This is a genomic window from Pseudomonas sp. G(2018), assembly GCF_005502415.1.
GTDB lineage: Bacteria > Pseudomonadota > Gammaproteobacteria > Pseudomonadales > Pseudomonadaceae > Aquipseudomonas.
Map to the genome: position 1 here is coordinate 234,947 of NZ_SCOO01000008.1, position 15,527 is coordinate 250,473.

Annotated in this window: 13 protein-coding genes and 4 tRNA genes; 12 read left to right on the forward strand and 5 right to left on the reverse strand. The window is 59.7% G+C overall.

What is annotated here, in order from left to right:
- The first annotated feature begins 34 nt into the window (after positions 1-34).
- A complete protein-coding gene (locus FFS64_RS11495) occupies positions 35-1,186 on the forward strand; it encodes a TDT family transporter (RefSeq protein ID WP_137805473.1) in 1,152 nt (383 codons plus the stop codon).
- Between the two features lie 96 nt (positions 1,187-1,282).
- Complete coding sequence (locus FFS64_RS11500; protein WP_137805474.1) at positions 1,283-3,157, forward strand: MFS transporter; 1,875 nt, start codon at positions 1,283-1,285, stop codon at positions 3,155-3,157.
- Between the two features lie 96 nt (positions 3,158-3,253).
- On the opposite strand, the gene sugE is transcribed toward FFS64_RS11500, so the two are convergent.
- From sugE to rdgC, 3 genes are all read right to left on the reverse strand, one after another.
- Entirely contained in the window at positions 3,254-3,568 is a 315-nt protein-coding gene (gene sugE / locus FFS64_RS11505; RefSeq protein ID WP_137805475.1) for a quaternary ammonium compound efflux SMR transporter SugE, read from the reverse strand.
- 132 nt (positions 3,569-3,700) lie between these two features.
- Positions 3,701-4,666: a bile acid:sodium symporter family protein gene (locus FFS64_RS11510; RefSeq protein WP_137805476.1), complete on the reverse strand. Its 966-nt coding sequence runs from the start codon at positions 4,664-4,666 to the stop codon at positions 3,701-3,703.
- A gap of 158 nt (positions 4,667-4,824) precedes the next feature.
- Positions 4,825-5,745: a recombination-associated protein RdgC gene (gene rdgC / locus FFS64_RS11515; protein ID WP_008060875.1), complete on the reverse strand. Its 921-nt coding sequence runs from the start codon at positions 5,743-5,745 to the stop codon at positions 4,825-4,827.
- A 161-nt stretch (positions 5,746-5,906) separates the two neighbouring features.
- Between rdgC and FFS64_RS11520 the strand changes: the two genes are divergently transcribed.
- The 4 genes from FFS64_RS11520 (at position 5,907) to FFS64_RS11535 (ending at position 6,445) form a co-directional block, all read left to right on the forward strand.
- Positions 5,907-5,982: transfer RNA gene (locus tag FFS64_RS11520), tRNA-Val, on the forward strand.
- 19 nt (positions 5,983-6,001) lie between these two features.
- Positions 6,002-6,078 (forward strand) — tRNA-Asp (locus tag FFS64_RS11525).
- A gap of 199 nt (positions 6,079-6,277) precedes the next feature.
- Positions 6,278-6,353: transfer RNA gene (locus tag FFS64_RS11530), tRNA-Val, on the forward strand.
- Positions 6,354-6,368: 15 nt separating this feature from the next.
- Positions 6,369-6,445: transfer RNA gene (locus tag FFS64_RS11535), tRNA-Asp, on the forward strand.
- A 192-nt stretch (positions 6,446-6,637) separates the two neighbouring features.
- Here FFS64_RS11535 and FFS64_RS11540 read toward each other — a convergent pair.
- Together FFS64_RS11540 and FFS64_RS11545 are read right to left on the reverse strand one after the other, a co-directional pair.
- Positions 6,638-7,774, reverse strand: a complete 1,137-nt coding sequence (locus FFS64_RS11540; RefSeq protein ID WP_137805477.1) for a catalase family protein — start codon at positions 7,772-7,774, stop codon at positions 6,638-6,640.
- Between the two features lie 16 nt (positions 7,775-7,790).
- The gene (locus FFS64_RS11545; RefSeq protein WP_137805478.1) at positions 7,791-9,593 is read right to left on the reverse strand and encodes a di-heme-cytochrome C peroxidase; all 1,803 of its coding nucleotides are present in this window, start codon (positions 9,591-9,593) and stop codon (positions 7,791-7,793) included.
- Between the two features lie 269 nt (positions 9,594-9,862).
- On the opposite strand from FFS64_RS11545, the gene FFS64_RS11550 reads away from it, so the two are divergent.
- The 6 genes from FFS64_RS11550 to FFS64_RS11575 form a co-directional block, all read left to right on the forward strand.
- Positions 9,863-10,576, forward strand: a complete 714-nt coding sequence (locus FFS64_RS11550) for an FKBP-type peptidyl-prolyl cis-trans isomerase (protein WP_008060887.1) — start codon at positions 9,863-9,865, stop codon at positions 10,574-10,576.
- A gap of 292 nt (positions 10,577-10,868) precedes the next feature.
- Positions 10,869-11,324: a YkvA family protein gene (locus FFS64_RS11555; protein WP_137805479.1), complete on the forward strand. Its 456-nt coding sequence runs from the start codon at positions 10,869-10,871 to the stop codon at positions 11,322-11,324.
- A gap of 114 nt (positions 11,325-11,438) precedes the next feature.
- Positions 11,439-11,780 carry a helix-turn-helix domain-containing protein gene (locus FFS64_RS11560; RefSeq protein ID WP_137805480.1) on the forward strand — a complete coding sequence of 114 codons (342 nt, stop codon included), beginning with the start codon at positions 11,439-11,441 and terminating at the stop codon, positions 11,778-11,780.
- Positions 11,777-12,148, forward strand: a complete 372-nt coding sequence (locus FFS64_RS11565) for a hypothetical protein (protein ID WP_003223109.1) — start codon at positions 11,777-11,779, stop codon at positions 12,146-12,148. Before FFS64_RS11560 ends, FFS64_RS11565 begins: the two co-directional genes overlap by 4 nt.
- On the forward strand, positions 12,149-12,556 hold the full coding sequence (locus tag FFS64_RS11570; RefSeq protein ID WP_137805481.1) for a sel1 repeat family protein: 408 nt from the start codon (positions 12,149-12,151) through the stop codon (positions 12,554-12,556).
- Between the two features lie 220 nt (positions 12,557-12,776).
- Positions 12,777-15,527, forward strand: a 2,751-nt coding sequence (locus FFS64_RS11575; protein WP_256660443.1) for a DUF6531 domain-containing protein, incomplete at its 3' end; no start/stop codon positions are given.

The following is a 15,527-nucleotide window of genomic DNA, read 5'->3' on the forward strand; positions in this document are numbered from 1 at the left end:
ATGGGCTCCACCTCACCAGAGGAAGGAGTCCACCATGACATGCCCCAACACCGCCAAACCCGGTATCAAACCTTTTCGCCAGCTGCAGCATCCGCGTGAGGTCATTCGCCAGTTCACCCCTAACTGGTTCGCCGCCACCATGGGCACCGGTGTGCTGGCACTGGCGCTGGCGCAATTGCCCGTCGCCAATCCGGTTTTGCACAGCGTTGCCGAAGCCCTGTGGCAACTGAATATCGTGCTGTTCTTGTTGTTCACCGCGCTGTATGCGGCACGCTGGGTGTTGTTTTTTGACGAGGCGCGGCGGATTTTCGGCCATTCCACGGTTTCGATGTTTTTCGGCACCATTCCCATGGGCCTGGCGACCATCATCAACGGCTTTCTGCTGTTTGGGCTGCCGCGCTGGGGCGATGGCGTGGTTCAGCTGGCCGAAGCGTTGTGGTGGCTGGATGTGGCGATGTCGGTGGCGTGCGGGGTGTTGATTCCCTACATGATGTTTACCCGTCAGGAACACAGTATCGACCAGATGACCGCCGTTTGGTTGTTGCCGGTGGTGGCGGCGGAAGTGGCGGCTGCCAGCGGTGGCCTGCTGGCGCCGCACCTGGCCGATGCCCATTCGCAACTGGTGGTGCTGGTGACCAGCTACGTGCTCTGGGCATTTTCCCTGCCGGTGGCGTTCAGCATTCTGACTATTCTGCTGCTGCGCATGGCGCTGCATAAACTGCCCCACGAAAACATGGCTGCCTCCAGTTGGCTGGCGCTTGGACCCATTGGCACGGGCGCGCTGGGCATGTTGCTGTTGGGTGCCGACGCTCCGGCGATATTCGCCGCCAATGGTATGCCGGGCTTCGGTGACATCGCGGCCGGCCTGGGCCTGGTCGCCGGCATCACGCTGTGGGGCTTTGGTCTGTGGTGGATGCTGATGGCGGTGCTGATCACGCTGCGCTACCTGCGCGCCGGCATACCTTTCAATCTCGGTTGGTGGGGTTTCACCTTCCCGTTGGGCGTCTATTCTCTGGCAACGTTGAAACTGGCCAGCACGCTGCACCTGACGTTTTTCAGTGTCTTCGGCTGTGTGCTGGTGACATTGCTTGCAATGATGTGGCTGATTGTCGGCAAACGTACGGTGCAGGGTGCGTGGCGCGGTGAGCTGTTTGTCTCGCCGTGCATAGCAGGATTGAAGAAATGAACGGCAAAGATTAGGTAAGGTGTGGCCTGGATCGACGTGCGACATTCCAATCACTGTATCCACGCTTCTCTTTACCTGATCAGGGACACATGGAAGATGAGTCACCCTTCGCAATTCACCTTGCTGCGCACCCGGCGTTTCCTGCCGTTCTTCGTGACACAGTCTCTCGGGGCGTTCAACGACAACATTTTCAAGCAGTCGTTGATCCTCGCCATTCTGTACAAGCTATCGATCGAAGGTGACCGTTCAATCTGGGTCAACCTGTGTGCGCTGCTGTTCATCCTGCCGTTCTTTCTGTTCTCGGCGCTGGCCGGTCAGTTCGGGGAGAAATTCGCCAAGGACGCGCTGATCCGCCTGATCAAACTCGGGGAAATCGCCATCATGGCGGTCGGCGCGATCGGTTTCATGTTCGATCATCTGTGGTTGATGCTGGTGGCGCTGTTCGCCATGGGCACGCACTCGGCGCTGTTCGGACCGGTGAAATACTCGATCCTGCCCCAGGCCCTGCGTGAGGATGAGCTGGTCGGTGGCAACGGTCTGGTGGAAATGGGCACCTTCCTGGCGATTCTGGCCGGGACCATCGGCGCCGGGATCATGATGTCGTCCAGTGATTACGCACCGGTCGTTTCCACCGCGATCATCGGTATCGCCGTACTCGGTTATCTGGCCAGCCGCGGTATCCCGCGGGCGGCCGCCGCTTCGCCGCAATTGCGCCTGAACTGGAATATTTTTAGCCAGTCCTGGGCCACGCTGAAGCTCGGCCTGGGTCAAACCCCGGCGGTGTCGCGCTCGATTGTCGGTAACTCGTGGTTCTGGTTTGTCGGGGCGATTTATCTGACGCAGATCCCGGCGTATGCCAAGGAATGGATGCACGGCGACGAAACCGTGGTGACACTGATTCTTACGGTGTTCTCGGTCGGTATCGCTGTGGGTTCGATGCTCTGCGAAAAACTGTCCGGGCGCAAAGTCGAAATCGGCCTGGTGCCATTCGGCTCGTTCGGCCTGACCGTGTTCGGTTTGCTGCTGTGGTGGCATTCCGGGGGAATACCGGAAAGCGTCGATGGGCATGGCTGGATCGAGATTCTGGGCTTTGGCCATACCTGGCTGGTGTTGATCGACATCCTCGGCCTGGGTGTGTTCGGTGGTTTCTACATCGTGCCACTGTACGCGTTGATCCAGTCACGTACCGCCGAGAACGAGCGGGCCCGGGTCATTGCTGCCAACAACATTCTCAACGCGTTGTTCATGGTGGTATCGGCGATTGTCTCGATCATCCTGTTGAGCATGGCCGAACTGTCGATCCCGCAGTTGTTCCTGGTGGTGTCATTGCTGAACATTGGTGTCAACGCCTACATCTTCAAAATCGTTCCCGAGTTCACCATGCGTTTCATGATCTGGCTGCTCAGCCATTCCATGTACCGCGTGGAGCATCGCAATCTTGATCTGATTCCCGATGAGGGCGCGGCGCTGCTGGTGTGCAACCACGTGTCGTTCGTCGATGCCTTGCTGATTGGCGGTGCGGTACGTCGGCCGATTCGCTTTGTGATGTACTACAAGATCTACAACCTGCCGGTGCTGAACTTTATCTTCCGCACGGCAGGGACGATTCCGATTGCGGGGCGTCAGGAAGACATCCGGATTTACGAACAAGCCTTCACGCGCATTGCCCGGTATCTGAAGGACGGCGAGTTGGTGTGCATTTTCCCCGAGGGCAAATTGACCGCCGATGGCGAGATCAATGAGTTCAAGGGCGGATTGACGCGGATTCTCGAAGAAACGCCGGTGCCGGTGATTCCGTTGGCCTTGCAGGGGTTGTGGGGGAGTTTCTTCAGCCGCGATCCGGGCAAGGGACTGTTTCGCCGGTTGTGGTCGCGGGTGACATTAGTGGCGGGACCGGCGGTGGCGGTTGAGGTGGCGGAGCCGGCGAGGTTGCAGCAGATGGTGGGGGATTTGCGTGGGACCGTAAGATAGTCGTCGCTTGTACAGGCCCCTTCGCGAGCAGGCTCGCTCCCACAATGAAATGCGATCAAATGTGGGAGCGAGCCTGCTCGCGAAAGCGGTAGTCGCTTAAGCGCTGACCTTGAGCCCTACCAACCCGGTCACGATCAACGCCACACTGGCCAACCGCACCAGCGCCATCGATTCCCCAAACAGAATGATCCCGGCAATCACCGTACCCACGGCACCCACACCGGTCCAGATCGCATAGGCCGTGCCCAGTGGCAGTTCCTTCATGGCAAGGCCCAGCAAGCCAAGGCTGACAGCCATGGCTGCGACGGTGAGGGCAGTGGGAAGCGGACGGCTGAAACCGTCGGTGTACTTCAGGCCGACGGCCCAGCCGACTTCGAACAGGCCGGCGAAAAACAGAATGATCCAGGACATCAAAGACCTCCATCGATTGACGGGGTCGTCCCCAGATTAATGACTCGTTCGAGCCGCGGGGTCGTCCCCGCGTTGCGCAATAGAGTGCCCAGCATTAATCCGGGGATCAAGTTTTTGGATCAAGATCGCGGATCAGTCAGTGGCCTGCTGGCCGCCGAATTTGCGATCTTCTTTCTCGCTCATACGGCGGAAATACGTCGACAGCAGGGCTCCGGAAATATTGTGCCAGACGCTGAACAACGCACTGGGTACCGCCGCCAATGGCGAAAAGTGCGCGCTGGCCAACGCCGCACCCAACCCGGAGTTTTGCATGCCGACTTCCAGGGCCAGGGATTTGCGCTGGGCCAACGGCAGCTTGAACAAACGCCCGGTGAAGTAACCCAACAGATAACCAAAACTGTTGTGCAACATGACCACGGCCATGATCAGCAGGCCGGACTCGGCAATCTTCGCCTGGCTGGCGGCAACCACGGCGGTGACGATGATCACGATGCTCACCACCGACACCAAGGGCAATACGTCTACCGCGTGGCGAACCCGGTCACCGAGCAAGCGTTGGGCCACGACGCCCAGCACAATCGGCAGCAACACCACTTGCAGGATCGACCAGAACAGATCCATGAACGAGACCGGCAGCCAGGCCGAAGCCAGGAGCCAAATCAACGCCGGTGTCAGCAACGGAGCGAGGAGGGTGGTCACGGCGGCGATGGCCACAGACAATGCCAGATCCCCGCGTGCCAGCCAGGTCATCACGTTCGAGGAGGTGCCGCTTGGGCAGCAGCCGACCAGAATCACGCCGACAGCGATCTCCGGTGGCAAATGGAAGGCCTGGCAGAGCAACCACGCCACGCCGGGCATGATCACGAAATGCGCAACCACGCCCAGGGCCACGCGCCACGGATGGCGGGCGACTTCGGCGAAGTCTTCGAGCTTGAGGGTCAGGCCCATGCCGAACATCACCAGTCCCAGCAGCGGCACGATGGCGCCCTTGAGGCCAATGAACCATGCCGGTTGCAGGAACGCCACGACGGCGAAAATCAGTACCCAGTAGGCGAAGGTGTTGCCGACAAAACGACTCAATGCAGCCAGTGCACGCATGGCCTGATCCTTGTTATGCGAAAAGCGTTAGGGAGCTAAGCATACGCTGCTTACGAAAAAAGATCGCAGCCTGCGGCAGCTCCTACAGGGAAATGCGAATCCCTATGTAGGAGCTGCCGCAGGCTGCGATCTTTTTCAAACGCCAAGGATCAAGGCATTCAGATGCCCTGCGGTGTCTCCTCACCCCCCAAAGCCTCAACCAGCGCTGGCAGGAAGTCGCCAAAGGTCAGCATCATCAAAGTGAAGCTGGCATCCAGTTGGCCGAGTGCTTCATCACCACCGTCCTGTTCTGCCTGGTCTTGCAGCAGGTCTTCGAACTTCAGGCGCTTGACCACCATTTTGTCGTCGAGGACGAAGGACAACTTGTCTTGCCAGGCCAGCGACAGCTGGGTGACCACTTTGCCAGTACTCAGGTGCAGCTGGATTTCTTCGCTGGTGAGGTCTTGACGCTTGCAACGCACGATACCGCCGTCTTCGTGGGTGTCGCGCAGTTCGCACTCGTCCAGCACGAAGAAATCGTCTGCGGCTTTCTGGGTGGTGACCCATTCGGTCATGGTCGCGGTCGGCGACATTTTCACGGTCAGTGGGCGCACCGGCAGGGTGCCGATCACTTCACGCAGGGTGGACAGCAGGTCTTCAGCGCGCTTCGGGCTGGCCGAGTTGACCAGGATCAGGCCCTGTTTCGGCGCGATGGCGGCGAAGGTCGACGAGCGACGGATAAAGGCGCGCGGCAGGAAGGCCTGGATGATTTCATCCTTGATCTGGTCGCGTTCCTTTTTATAGACCTTGCGCATTTGCTCGGCTTCGATCTCTTCGACCTTTTCCTTCACGGCATCACGGACGACGCTGCCCGGCAGGATGCGTTCTTCCTTGCGCGCGCTGATCAGCAGGAAGTCGCCGCTGACGTGTACCAAAGGCGCATCTTCGCCCTTGCCGAACGGTGCGACGAAACCGTAGGTGGTCAACTCCTGGCTTGCACATGGGCGCGCCAGTTTGGTGGCCAGTGCAGTTTCCAACGCCTCGGCATCAACAGGCAGATCTTGGGTCAGGCGATAGATAAGCAGGTTTTTGAACCACATGGGGTGAGTCTCTCCTTATATACAAAGGCGGGCATTATTGTCCTCCGTGTGCCATAGGCCAACCCTTCTCTAAGCCTTTGGAAGGCATGAAAAAATTAATTAAAAAAGTGCTTGCCAGAGGTGGGGTCGCTCCGTAGAATGCGCGCCACACCGAACGTGAAGGGTGATTAGCTCAGCTGGGAGAGCGTCTGCCTTACAAGCAGAATGTCGGCGGTTCGATCCCGTCATCACCCACCATTCGCATTCAGTGTTACGCGCAGCGGTAGTTCAGTCGGTTAGAATACCGGCCTGTCACGCCGGGGGTCGCGGGTTCGAGTCCCGTCCGCTGCGCCATATTCGGTAACCTGGAATACTGAACGCCAGGTCACCACGGAAAAGCCCGCTGATGCGGGTTTTTTTCTGCCTGAAGTTTGATGGTTGTTTCTGCAGGACGCGTCGTTTCACCGGTTTTCAGATTTTTTTGAAAAATTTATCAATTAAATCAACACTTTATGAAAATCTGTGGCACAATGCGCCCCGCAACGAAGGTAAAGGGTGATTAGCTCAGCTGGGAGAGCGTCTGCCTTACAAGCAGAATGTCGGCGGTTCGATCCCGTCATCACCCACCACTTTCAACGCTACGCGCAGCGGTAGTTCAGTCGGTTAGAATACCGGCCTGTCACGCCGGGGGTCGCGGGTTCGAGTCCCGTCCGCTGCGCCATATTCGGTAACCTGGAACACTGAACGCCAGGTCACCACACAAAAAGCCCGCTTGATGCGGGCTTTTTGTTGTCCGGGGTTTGGCTTTCTCGTCCCATTTTCTGTAGGAGCGAGCTCGCGATGCTCGTCAACGATAACGCGGGAAATCTGACACTCGGCGGTGTTCTCGGGTTTTTCGCGAGCAAGCTCGCTCCTACAGCCCGGCATTTCGGGCGTGTCGGTAGTCGCTGACGGCCTCGTAGACGGCTTTGCGCAAGCGGTTGATGCCGCCAATGGGACGATGGGCCTCAAGGCCGAACCAGGGATTGAAGGATTGGTTATCGCATTGCAGGTTCAGCGCAGGCGTGTCGAAGTCCTGGGCCGGCACTTTGATCCGCGCTACGGTCTGGAAGGGTGAATCGCTCTCGCGCCACTCAATGCTGGTGTCTTCGATCGGCATGTACTTGTTTGCGTCCTGGCGCTGAATCTGCAGAACGAAGCACGCGGGCACCCGGTCTGTGGATAACTGCTGGTTCAGTGCGCTGCGCAGGAAGTTCGGCAGCTTCTGATTTTGTGCCGGCAAGCTGTAGCCCGGGCAGCTTTCAGGGTCGGGCATCACGCGAAACTTGGCATTGGCCTCACCGTATTTGTAGGGTGAAACCGAAAAATAGGTCGTCTGGGTTGGGCTGGGTGGGGCGGGGGACAGTGTCGCCAGGGCGATAAACAGATGACGCACCTGCCAGGTGCGCGGGTCCCAGCCTGGAAAGAACGCCATCATTTTTTTGCCGTCTGCCTGAGCAGCGACATTCTGACGATACTCAGCAACATCGCTGACAAAGAAATTCGGATGGCTGAACATCACGAAGTCCTGTTCGCCTCGTGGCTGCTGACCGCTCAGCAGTTGTTTGCCCGGCACATCGTGCAGTTTGATTGCCATGCCCCGGGCATCGCGGATGCTGTCGAACTGCGGGTAGGCGTTGCCATTGGACAGGCGCAAGGTCGCCTTCCAGGTCTTGCCGGGCTCGCTGAACACACCTTGGCGCAGTTCACTGGCCAGTTCCGGCAACACCTGGACTTCAGCCTGCACGCAGCCGTGAGCCTTGGCGTGGGCATCGCGCAGATAGCGGGTGCTTTCGCGGTGCTGATCGACGATGCGCACGGCGGTCTGGATGATGTCCTGAGTCATTGCCGCTTCGCCGTCCGGGATCAGTTCCTGCGCCGATACCGGCCCGCGGTGTTGCCAGGCAAACCATGCCGTCGCTAGCACCCAGCCAAACAGCCCAAGCCCCAACAGCCAAAGCAGCGTCTTGCCGAGAAACGCGCCCAAACGCAGCCAGAGAGTCTTCAGCATGGGGAATTCCTTTTGATCATGGCAATTGCGACTCCAGCGGGCCGCCCAACACTTTCAGATACTCCATCAGCGCCCAGCGCTCTTGCGGTTGCAGCAGGCGGCCAATTACACCGTTGCCAAGCTTGCCGGAGCGGAATTCATGACCGCTGTTGTGGTTGCCGGTAATACGCGTGTCGAACAGGAAACCATTGGTGAAGGCTTCGGTGCGATAGCCCAAGTGTTTCGGGTCGTACTCGAACGTGCCTTTGTAAAAGGTCGTTGCGCGTTCATCCTGCGGCGAGAGCAGTTGATAAATGCTCGGCACCGAGCCGTTGTGCAGAAACGGCGCGGTCGCCCACACGCCTGCCAACGGGCGAGCCTTATAGGCCCGTAGTTCACGTACTCCGATAGGCAGGCCGAAGCCGTCCATTTGCGGTCGTTCGGCCGGGGTGATACCGGCGTCGCGATAAGCGCGGTTTTCAACGAAAGCGGTGACATAGGCCAACCCCTTGGCCACCGACATCTGGCTAAGATCAAGGGGCTCGGTGGGCTTGGGTTCGACGTCCAGTTGCTCCAGCTCCTTCTGGTTCCATTGCAGCGCCGTGAGGTCGAAGCGGTGGTCGGCGATGTTGTTGGCAGCGCCAGGGTCGGTGCCGATGAATTCCACCGGAAGCATTTTCAAGTGCTGCACGTATCGCCCTTCGCCCTGGGTGACCCGCGGTACGTGGCAGCCGGCGCAGTTTTCGCTGAACAGGGCACGACCTTTGGCGGCCAGGGGTTTATCGATTGTCCCCAGCAACGCTTCCGGCCAGGCGGGTGGTTCCAGCCGTTGCAGGGTTTCTTCGATCAAATGCAAATCGCGCACGCGAACGCTGGAGGGGTAACGGTCATCCCCCATCAGTGGCTGCCGGTTGTTGTCGAAGAAGTTCAGCGTGGCACCTACGCCCAGGGCTTCACCGATATTGCGCGCCATGGGCTGCTGCGCCGAGCCATTCCATTGCACCCAGTCGAAGGTCCACATGTCCCACAGTTGCGGATAGTCGACAGGGGCGTTGGCCACCCGGTAGTTGGCGGGAGAAATCGCATCGCCGAAGCTGGCGTTGGCGATGCGCCCGAAGGCGTCGGTGCGTCCCGGACCTTCTTCGGTCGGGTAGAGCCCGCGATGGGTGTCGTTCCACGCTACTTTCAGGAAGGTATCGAGGGACTTCTTGAACTCTTTGCGCAGTTGTTCGTGCCCGGTCTCATAGTCGGTACCCAGGACCTTGCGTGCGAAATTTTCGAACTTCCACGGGTTGTAGTAAGTCGCGAACAGACTCGCCACCAGTGCTTGTCCGAAACTGCCACCTTTCAATGTGGGAACACTGGAGGGCAAAACATGCTGCGCCGATCCGCCGTCGATACGCACGGCCTGACCGTTGAAGCGCAGCTCGCCGGTGTGACAGGCAGCGCAGGTAATATCCAGAAACGTATCCGTGCTGCCGGGATTCTGATGCCGGGCAAAGCCCACCGGCAGCTTGTCGGGGTTGGCCGGTGTGGGTTTCTGGTCGGGGTCGATCAGGAAACCGAAGCGCGCGAGGTATTCGGGGGCGGCGAAGCGCTGTTTTGAGAAGGGCAGTTCGAGAGCGTTGAACCACTCGTAACGCAGACCTTTGACCTGGGTGCCCTGGGGCGTGAAGTAATAGGCCTCGCGGTCGGCGGCGCTCCATTGCTCCAGGTAGTGCACCTGCTGCGCGGGCGTCCAGAGCGGTAGTTTCGGGTTGACGACGTAGTACAAGACGACGGCCAAGCCCACTAACAACAGGGCAACGATCAGAGCCAGCAAGCGGAATAAGAGGCGCAAGATGAACTTCCTTGTCGATTTGTTCTTCCGTTATGCCTGAGCACCAGGTGCTCGGCAAGTGGCCATTACGCCAGATGTGGTGGGGTACGGAATTTGCTTGTGTGGGATCGAGATGACAGAAGTTTCATCATCTACACTCCGAAAAGCGTTTAAACACCTGAACTTATCGGAAATCTCCGGCTCTCATGCCGGTAGCCATTGGTCGTGGCCGCCTGATAAGCTCGCGGCTTTACTCGATTGCCCTTTAGGCGCATGAACAAGGAAATAGCATGAAACAGCATCGGTTGGCGGCGGCGGTGGCCCTGGTAAGCCTGGTACTCGCGGGTTGCGACTCGCAGACCAGCGTAGAGCTGAAAACCCCGGCGCAAAAAGCTTCCTACGGGATTGGCCTGAACATGGGCAAGAGCCTGGCTCAGGAAGGCATGGATGACCTGGATTCCAAAGCCGTAGCCCAAGGCATCGAAGATGCCGTCGGCAAGAAAGAACAGAAACTAAAGGACGAAGAATTGGTTGAAGCCTTCGCTGCACTGCAAAAGCGTGCCGAAGAGCGTATGGCCAAGATGAGCGAAGAGTCGGCAGCCGCCGGCAAGAAGTTCCTTGAAGAAAACGCCAAGAAAGCTGGCGTCGTGACAACTGCTTCGGGCTTGCAGTACGAAGTGGAAAAGAAAGCCGATGGCGCTCAGCCCAAGCCGACTGACGTAGTGACCGTTCACTACACCGGCAAGCTGACCAATGGCACCGTTTTCGACAGTTCCGTCGAGCGCGGCAGCCCGATCGATCTGCCGGTCAGCGGTGTGATTCCGGGTTGGGTCGAAGGCCTGCAACTGATGCACGTCGGCGAGAAGTACAAACTGTACATTCCTAGCGAACTGGCTTACGGCGCGCAAAGCCCAAGCCCGGCGATCCCGGCCAACTCGGTACTGGTCTTCGACCTGGAACTGCTGGCGATCAAGGATCCAGCCAAAGAAGACGCCGCCAAGTAATCAGCGTCTGCTTTGAAAACAACGCCCCGTTTATGCGGGGCGTTGTTGCATCTGGTGTCCGGCACGGGTACACAAAGCGAACCGATGCTGTAGGCTGGAGTCATAGCCAGTGTAGGACCGGCGTTAACCGCGCCAGACCGCCAAGTCAATGAATTATTGGGTTTTTTTCGATGAGTAAAAAACGCCCGATCTAAGCTCAGCCCTTGTGCAGCGGGGCTTTCAGCCGTGAAAAGCAGCTCTGTTCACAAGGTTATCCACAATTTGTGTGGATAACATTTCCGTGGGAGTCATCATGAAAGCACCCTGGAATTTTGCTCGTTTCCTGCCGCTTGCCGGACGCCTGCTCGCACGTGGGCGTTTGCCGACCTTATTGTTCGCGGTGGCCAGTAAAGGTGCCAGCCAAGGCAATCGGCTGGGCAAACTCAAAGATGATCTGCGCCTGCTGCAAGCACTTTGCCTGGCGTACTGGCGCGGTGAGTATCGCGCCATCAGTCCCAAGGCCGTGATATCGGTGGTGGCAGGTCTGATGTACTTTCTCAGTCCGCTGGATGCGATCCCGGATTTCCTTCCCATGTTCGGCATGCTCGATGACATCGCGGTGCTGGGTTGGCTGATGAAAGTTCTCGACGATGAACTCAATGCTTTCCGCGCCTGGCGCAAACGTCAGGCGCCGGAAAAGCTCGCTGTGGTCGAGCGGCTGCCTGATTCGCCAGAGCAACTTCAACTTCAGGGGCCGAAAAAACGCTGAGCCAATCAAGTCTCATCCACAGATAGATACCCCCCGCGACCTTAGCCGCTGTTAGGATTACACTTCTAGGGAAAAGTGCCGACTCGCTAAGTGTTGTTGTCCTACGGGGTAGTCATGGATATTCAGATAATTACACGCGAAGGCGAACCAGAATATGCGGTTCTGCCGTGGGCTCAGTATCAGGCTCTACTAAAAGCAGCAGGCATCAACGAAGCACCGTCGCAGCCGGCCCCAGCGCCGCTGGCGACAACCCGGGACCCGATTCTTCCAGGTCTTGATCAACTACGCAGTTTGCGCGAAGGGAAGGGCATCGCCATCGAGGCGCTCGCCCGCACGGTAGGCATCAGCCCGTCTTATCTGGCCATGATCGAAAGTGGCGAGCGTCAGCCCGACGCTGCGATTCGCCGCAGTCTGGCCTGGGAGTTGACGGTGCCAGGATGGAGGGATGAATCGTGAGCGTACGCATCAGTCGTCAACATTGGGACGGATTGCTGGGCGAGCTGGATCAGGCGCGCCGTCAGCGTCATCTCCTGACTTACCGGGCGTTGTTGGAGCGTTTGCAACTTCCCACGCCCGCCATGCAAACCCTGACCGCCGCGCTTGAACATCTGGCGGCGCTGGATGCCAAGGCCGAGCAGCCCTTGCGCAGTTCGCTGGTGATCAGCCAGGGTGCCAGCCGTCTGCCGCGCACCGGTTTCTTTGAATGTGTCGAGCGCCTCGGTCGATTTTCCGGACCGTCCGACGGCGTTGCCGCTGCGTCCTGGCATGCCTCGGAAGTGGTGCGGGTGTTCGAATACGAGTACCCCGAATCGGCGGAGGCTTGAGTGTTTTTACGACTCAAGGCGCGGCTCAGTTACTGGCTGGCGCGCAGGCTGTTTCACTGGCCGTGGTTTGTACGCAACCCCCGTGGCTGGAGCTGGCTTGAAGGTCAGTTCGCCCGCATGGCGAACCTGGGCGATGTCGGCGCCCAGAGCTTCTATGGCCACATCCTAGCCTTTCGTGGCGTCGGTCTGGGGGCACGCGAAGAGGGTGTTCGCCTGCTGCGTCTGGCGGCGCTGGCCGGTGATGGCAAAGCGGCCTATCAAGTCGGGGTGATCAGCCTCGCCGGGAGCGCGAGCAAAGCGCCGGATCCGGCTGAAGCGGCGCGGTTCTGGGGGATTGCCGCGAAGGCCGGGCATCCTCTGGCGCAGATCAAACTTCAGGAGTTGGCTTCCCGCGATTCCACGAAGTAACCGATTTTTCTGACGGAACCAAGTGGCGTAGGAGGAGACTTCTGCGCCACTCTTTTATGGGTGAATAGGTTTTAGCGAAACGCCCTACACCAAACACCTCCTCGCCTGACTTCTTTTCCCGCAGATCCCCCGCACAGTCCCTCGCGCCCTATTTCCTGTGCGAGAGATTGTTCATGTTCGACCCGGTTTTTCACGCGGCTTTTTGCCTGTCGGTGGGCTGATGGATCACATCGCCCGGATCGAGCAGGAACTCGAGCATTTTCCGAACACGCTGGCGCTTTACCGCCAACAGCTCTCGCGCTGGTTCAGCCAGGTCGCCGACAGGGCCAGCCACGCCACGGACATGCCCTCGCTGATGGGTATGGAGCGGGTGATCAAGCTGGGTAACTCCAGCGCCGTGGTCAGCAGCACTGACGACAATTTTTTCTCGACGGTTGCGCAGTGTCCACAAGGCGGAATCCTGCAGATCGAGAGCAAGTTCGAGTCGGTGTATGACGTTCCGTTGGGCAACATTCAGGTCGAGGTGATCGCGATAGAAGGCGGTCGGTTGACGCCAGTCACGCTGGATGAAAACGGCAAGGGGCAGTTCGAGGGCGAGGCGGGCAAGTTCTATCGTGTGCGGGTGCAGAGCGAGGTTACGCCGGAGCAGGTGGATGAGCTTTTTGAATCCTACGATGGGCTGACGCAGGCGCTGGAAACCTGGCTGCGCGGCGAGTGGGACGTCTTCAAACCACAGTGGTCTCAGTCGACGTTGCTGGCCGTGGGCAACGGGATGTTGGCCGGCAGTTGGGCAGCCATCGAGGGCGTGTGGGACGGCATCCAGTTGCTGTCGAACATTCTGCAAGATCCCGGCAAGTTTGTTGACCGGCTCGGCAGCGGCGCCAATCAGCTGAAGGAACTGGCGGAAAAAATCCCGGAGGCGATGGCAAAACTCCAGCTGCTGGCCAGTGATGAGGCGCTGTTGTCTCTGCTGTTGCGCACCGCCAGCCTCTGGCTGGAAATGCTGCCACCCAGTGTGATCGCCGGTGAAACCGCCAAGGCCGTGTCGGCGCTGGTGGTGGAGTTGCTAATCGACATTCTTATCGCCATCGTCCTGACCTGCGCTACGGCTGCGGGCGGGATTGCCTACCTGAAAATGCGTTTGGCCAGTCGCGGCGCGCAATTGATCAACGCGGTAACGCGGCTCGTCGAGGCGCTGTTCTCGATCCTCAATACCTTCATGGGGTATGTGGACCGCTACAAAAGAATCGCCGCCCGGGGTGTCGCGGCGGGGCTGAAAAAAGGCCGGATGCAGCTGCGCTGGAACGCGCGCAACAACACCACGTTAAAAAAACTCGAAGCCCACGACGACGCGCCGAAACAGGCGAAAAACCCCAACGGCGACAGCGCCGACACCGCCGCCCACACCGCCACCCACGGCTGCCCGGTGTCGCTGGTCAGCGGCGAGGAACTGCTGACCCTCAGCGACGGCACCCTCGACGGCATCTTGCCGTTTGAGTTCACCCGCCTGTATCGCACCAGCGCCGTGGAGCTCGACAGCGGCCTCGGTTTCGGCTGGAGCCACTCGCTGAGCCAGCGCCTGGAGATTGATGGCGACACGGTGCTGTGGATCGACCCCGAAAACCGCCGCACGCCGTTTCCGCTGCCGAGCCTGGCCCGCCCGGCGATCCACAACAGCCTGTCGCGGGCGGCGATCTACCTCGGCGATCAGCCGGATGAACTGATTCTGGCGCTGGCCGGCGAGTCGCCGCGTTTTTATCACTTTCACGACGGCCGCTTGAGCGCGATCAGCGACGCCTACGGCAACCGGCTGAGCGTGCAGCGCGATCTGGCCGAGCGTATCCAGCGCCTGGACAACGGCGCCGGGCGCTGCTTGCTGTTGCGCTACGACCGCCGCCATTTGATCGCCGTCGACTACCAGCGCTTTGACCTCGGCGACGACCAACCGGCGGCCTGGGTGACGCAACAGACGCTGGTCAGCTACCGCTACGACGCCCGCGGCCGGCTGATCGAAGCGACCAATGCCGTCGGCGACAGCGAGCGCTACGACTACGACGAACAGCACGTCATCCTGCAGCGGCAACTGGCCGGCGGCGCGAGTTTCTACTGGGAGTGGGAAAAGTCCGGCAAGGCGGCCAGATGCATCCGCCACTGGGCGTCCTTTGCGCAGATGGACACCCGCTATGCCTGGGATGACGACGGCGGCGTGACGCTCCGGCACGCCGACGGCAGCCAGGAAAGCTACGTCCACGACGAGCAGGCGCGGTTGGTGCGCCGGGTCGCGGCCGACGGCGGCGAACTGCTTAAGGCTTATGACCAGCAAGGGCGACTGGTCGCCGAACAGGACGCCCTGGGCGCGGTCACCGAATACCGCTACGACGAGGTCGGACGGCTGATCGCGCTACTGCCACCGGACGATGAGCCAACGTCCTACGAATACCGCAACGGTTTCCTGCACGCCCGTTATCGCGGCCAGGCCAAATGGACTTACCGGCGCAATGCCCAGGGCGATATCACCTGGCTGATCGACCCCGACGGCCAGAGCACCTACCACGAGTACGACGCGCAAGGCCGTTTGCTGCTGATCCGCTACCCGGACCACAGCTTTCATCGGTTCGCCTGGAACCGCCTCGGCCAGTTGCTCGAGGAAACCCTGCCCGACGGCGGACGCCGGCAGTATGCCTACGACGCGTTGGGGCGGCGGACCACGCTCGAGGACGAATTCGGTGGCGTCACCCGTTACCAGTGGGACGCCGTTGGCCGACTGCAACAGACGATTCTGCCGACCGGCGCCCGCCGCACCTTCAGCTACAACGCCTACGGACGGGTCACCGCCGAGCGCGACGAACTGGAGCGCATCACCCGCTACGAATACGCCGACGACCTGCACCTGGTCAGCCGACGGATCAACCCCGACGGCAGCGAACTGAAGTACCGCTACAACCACGCACAACTGTTGCTGACCGAAATC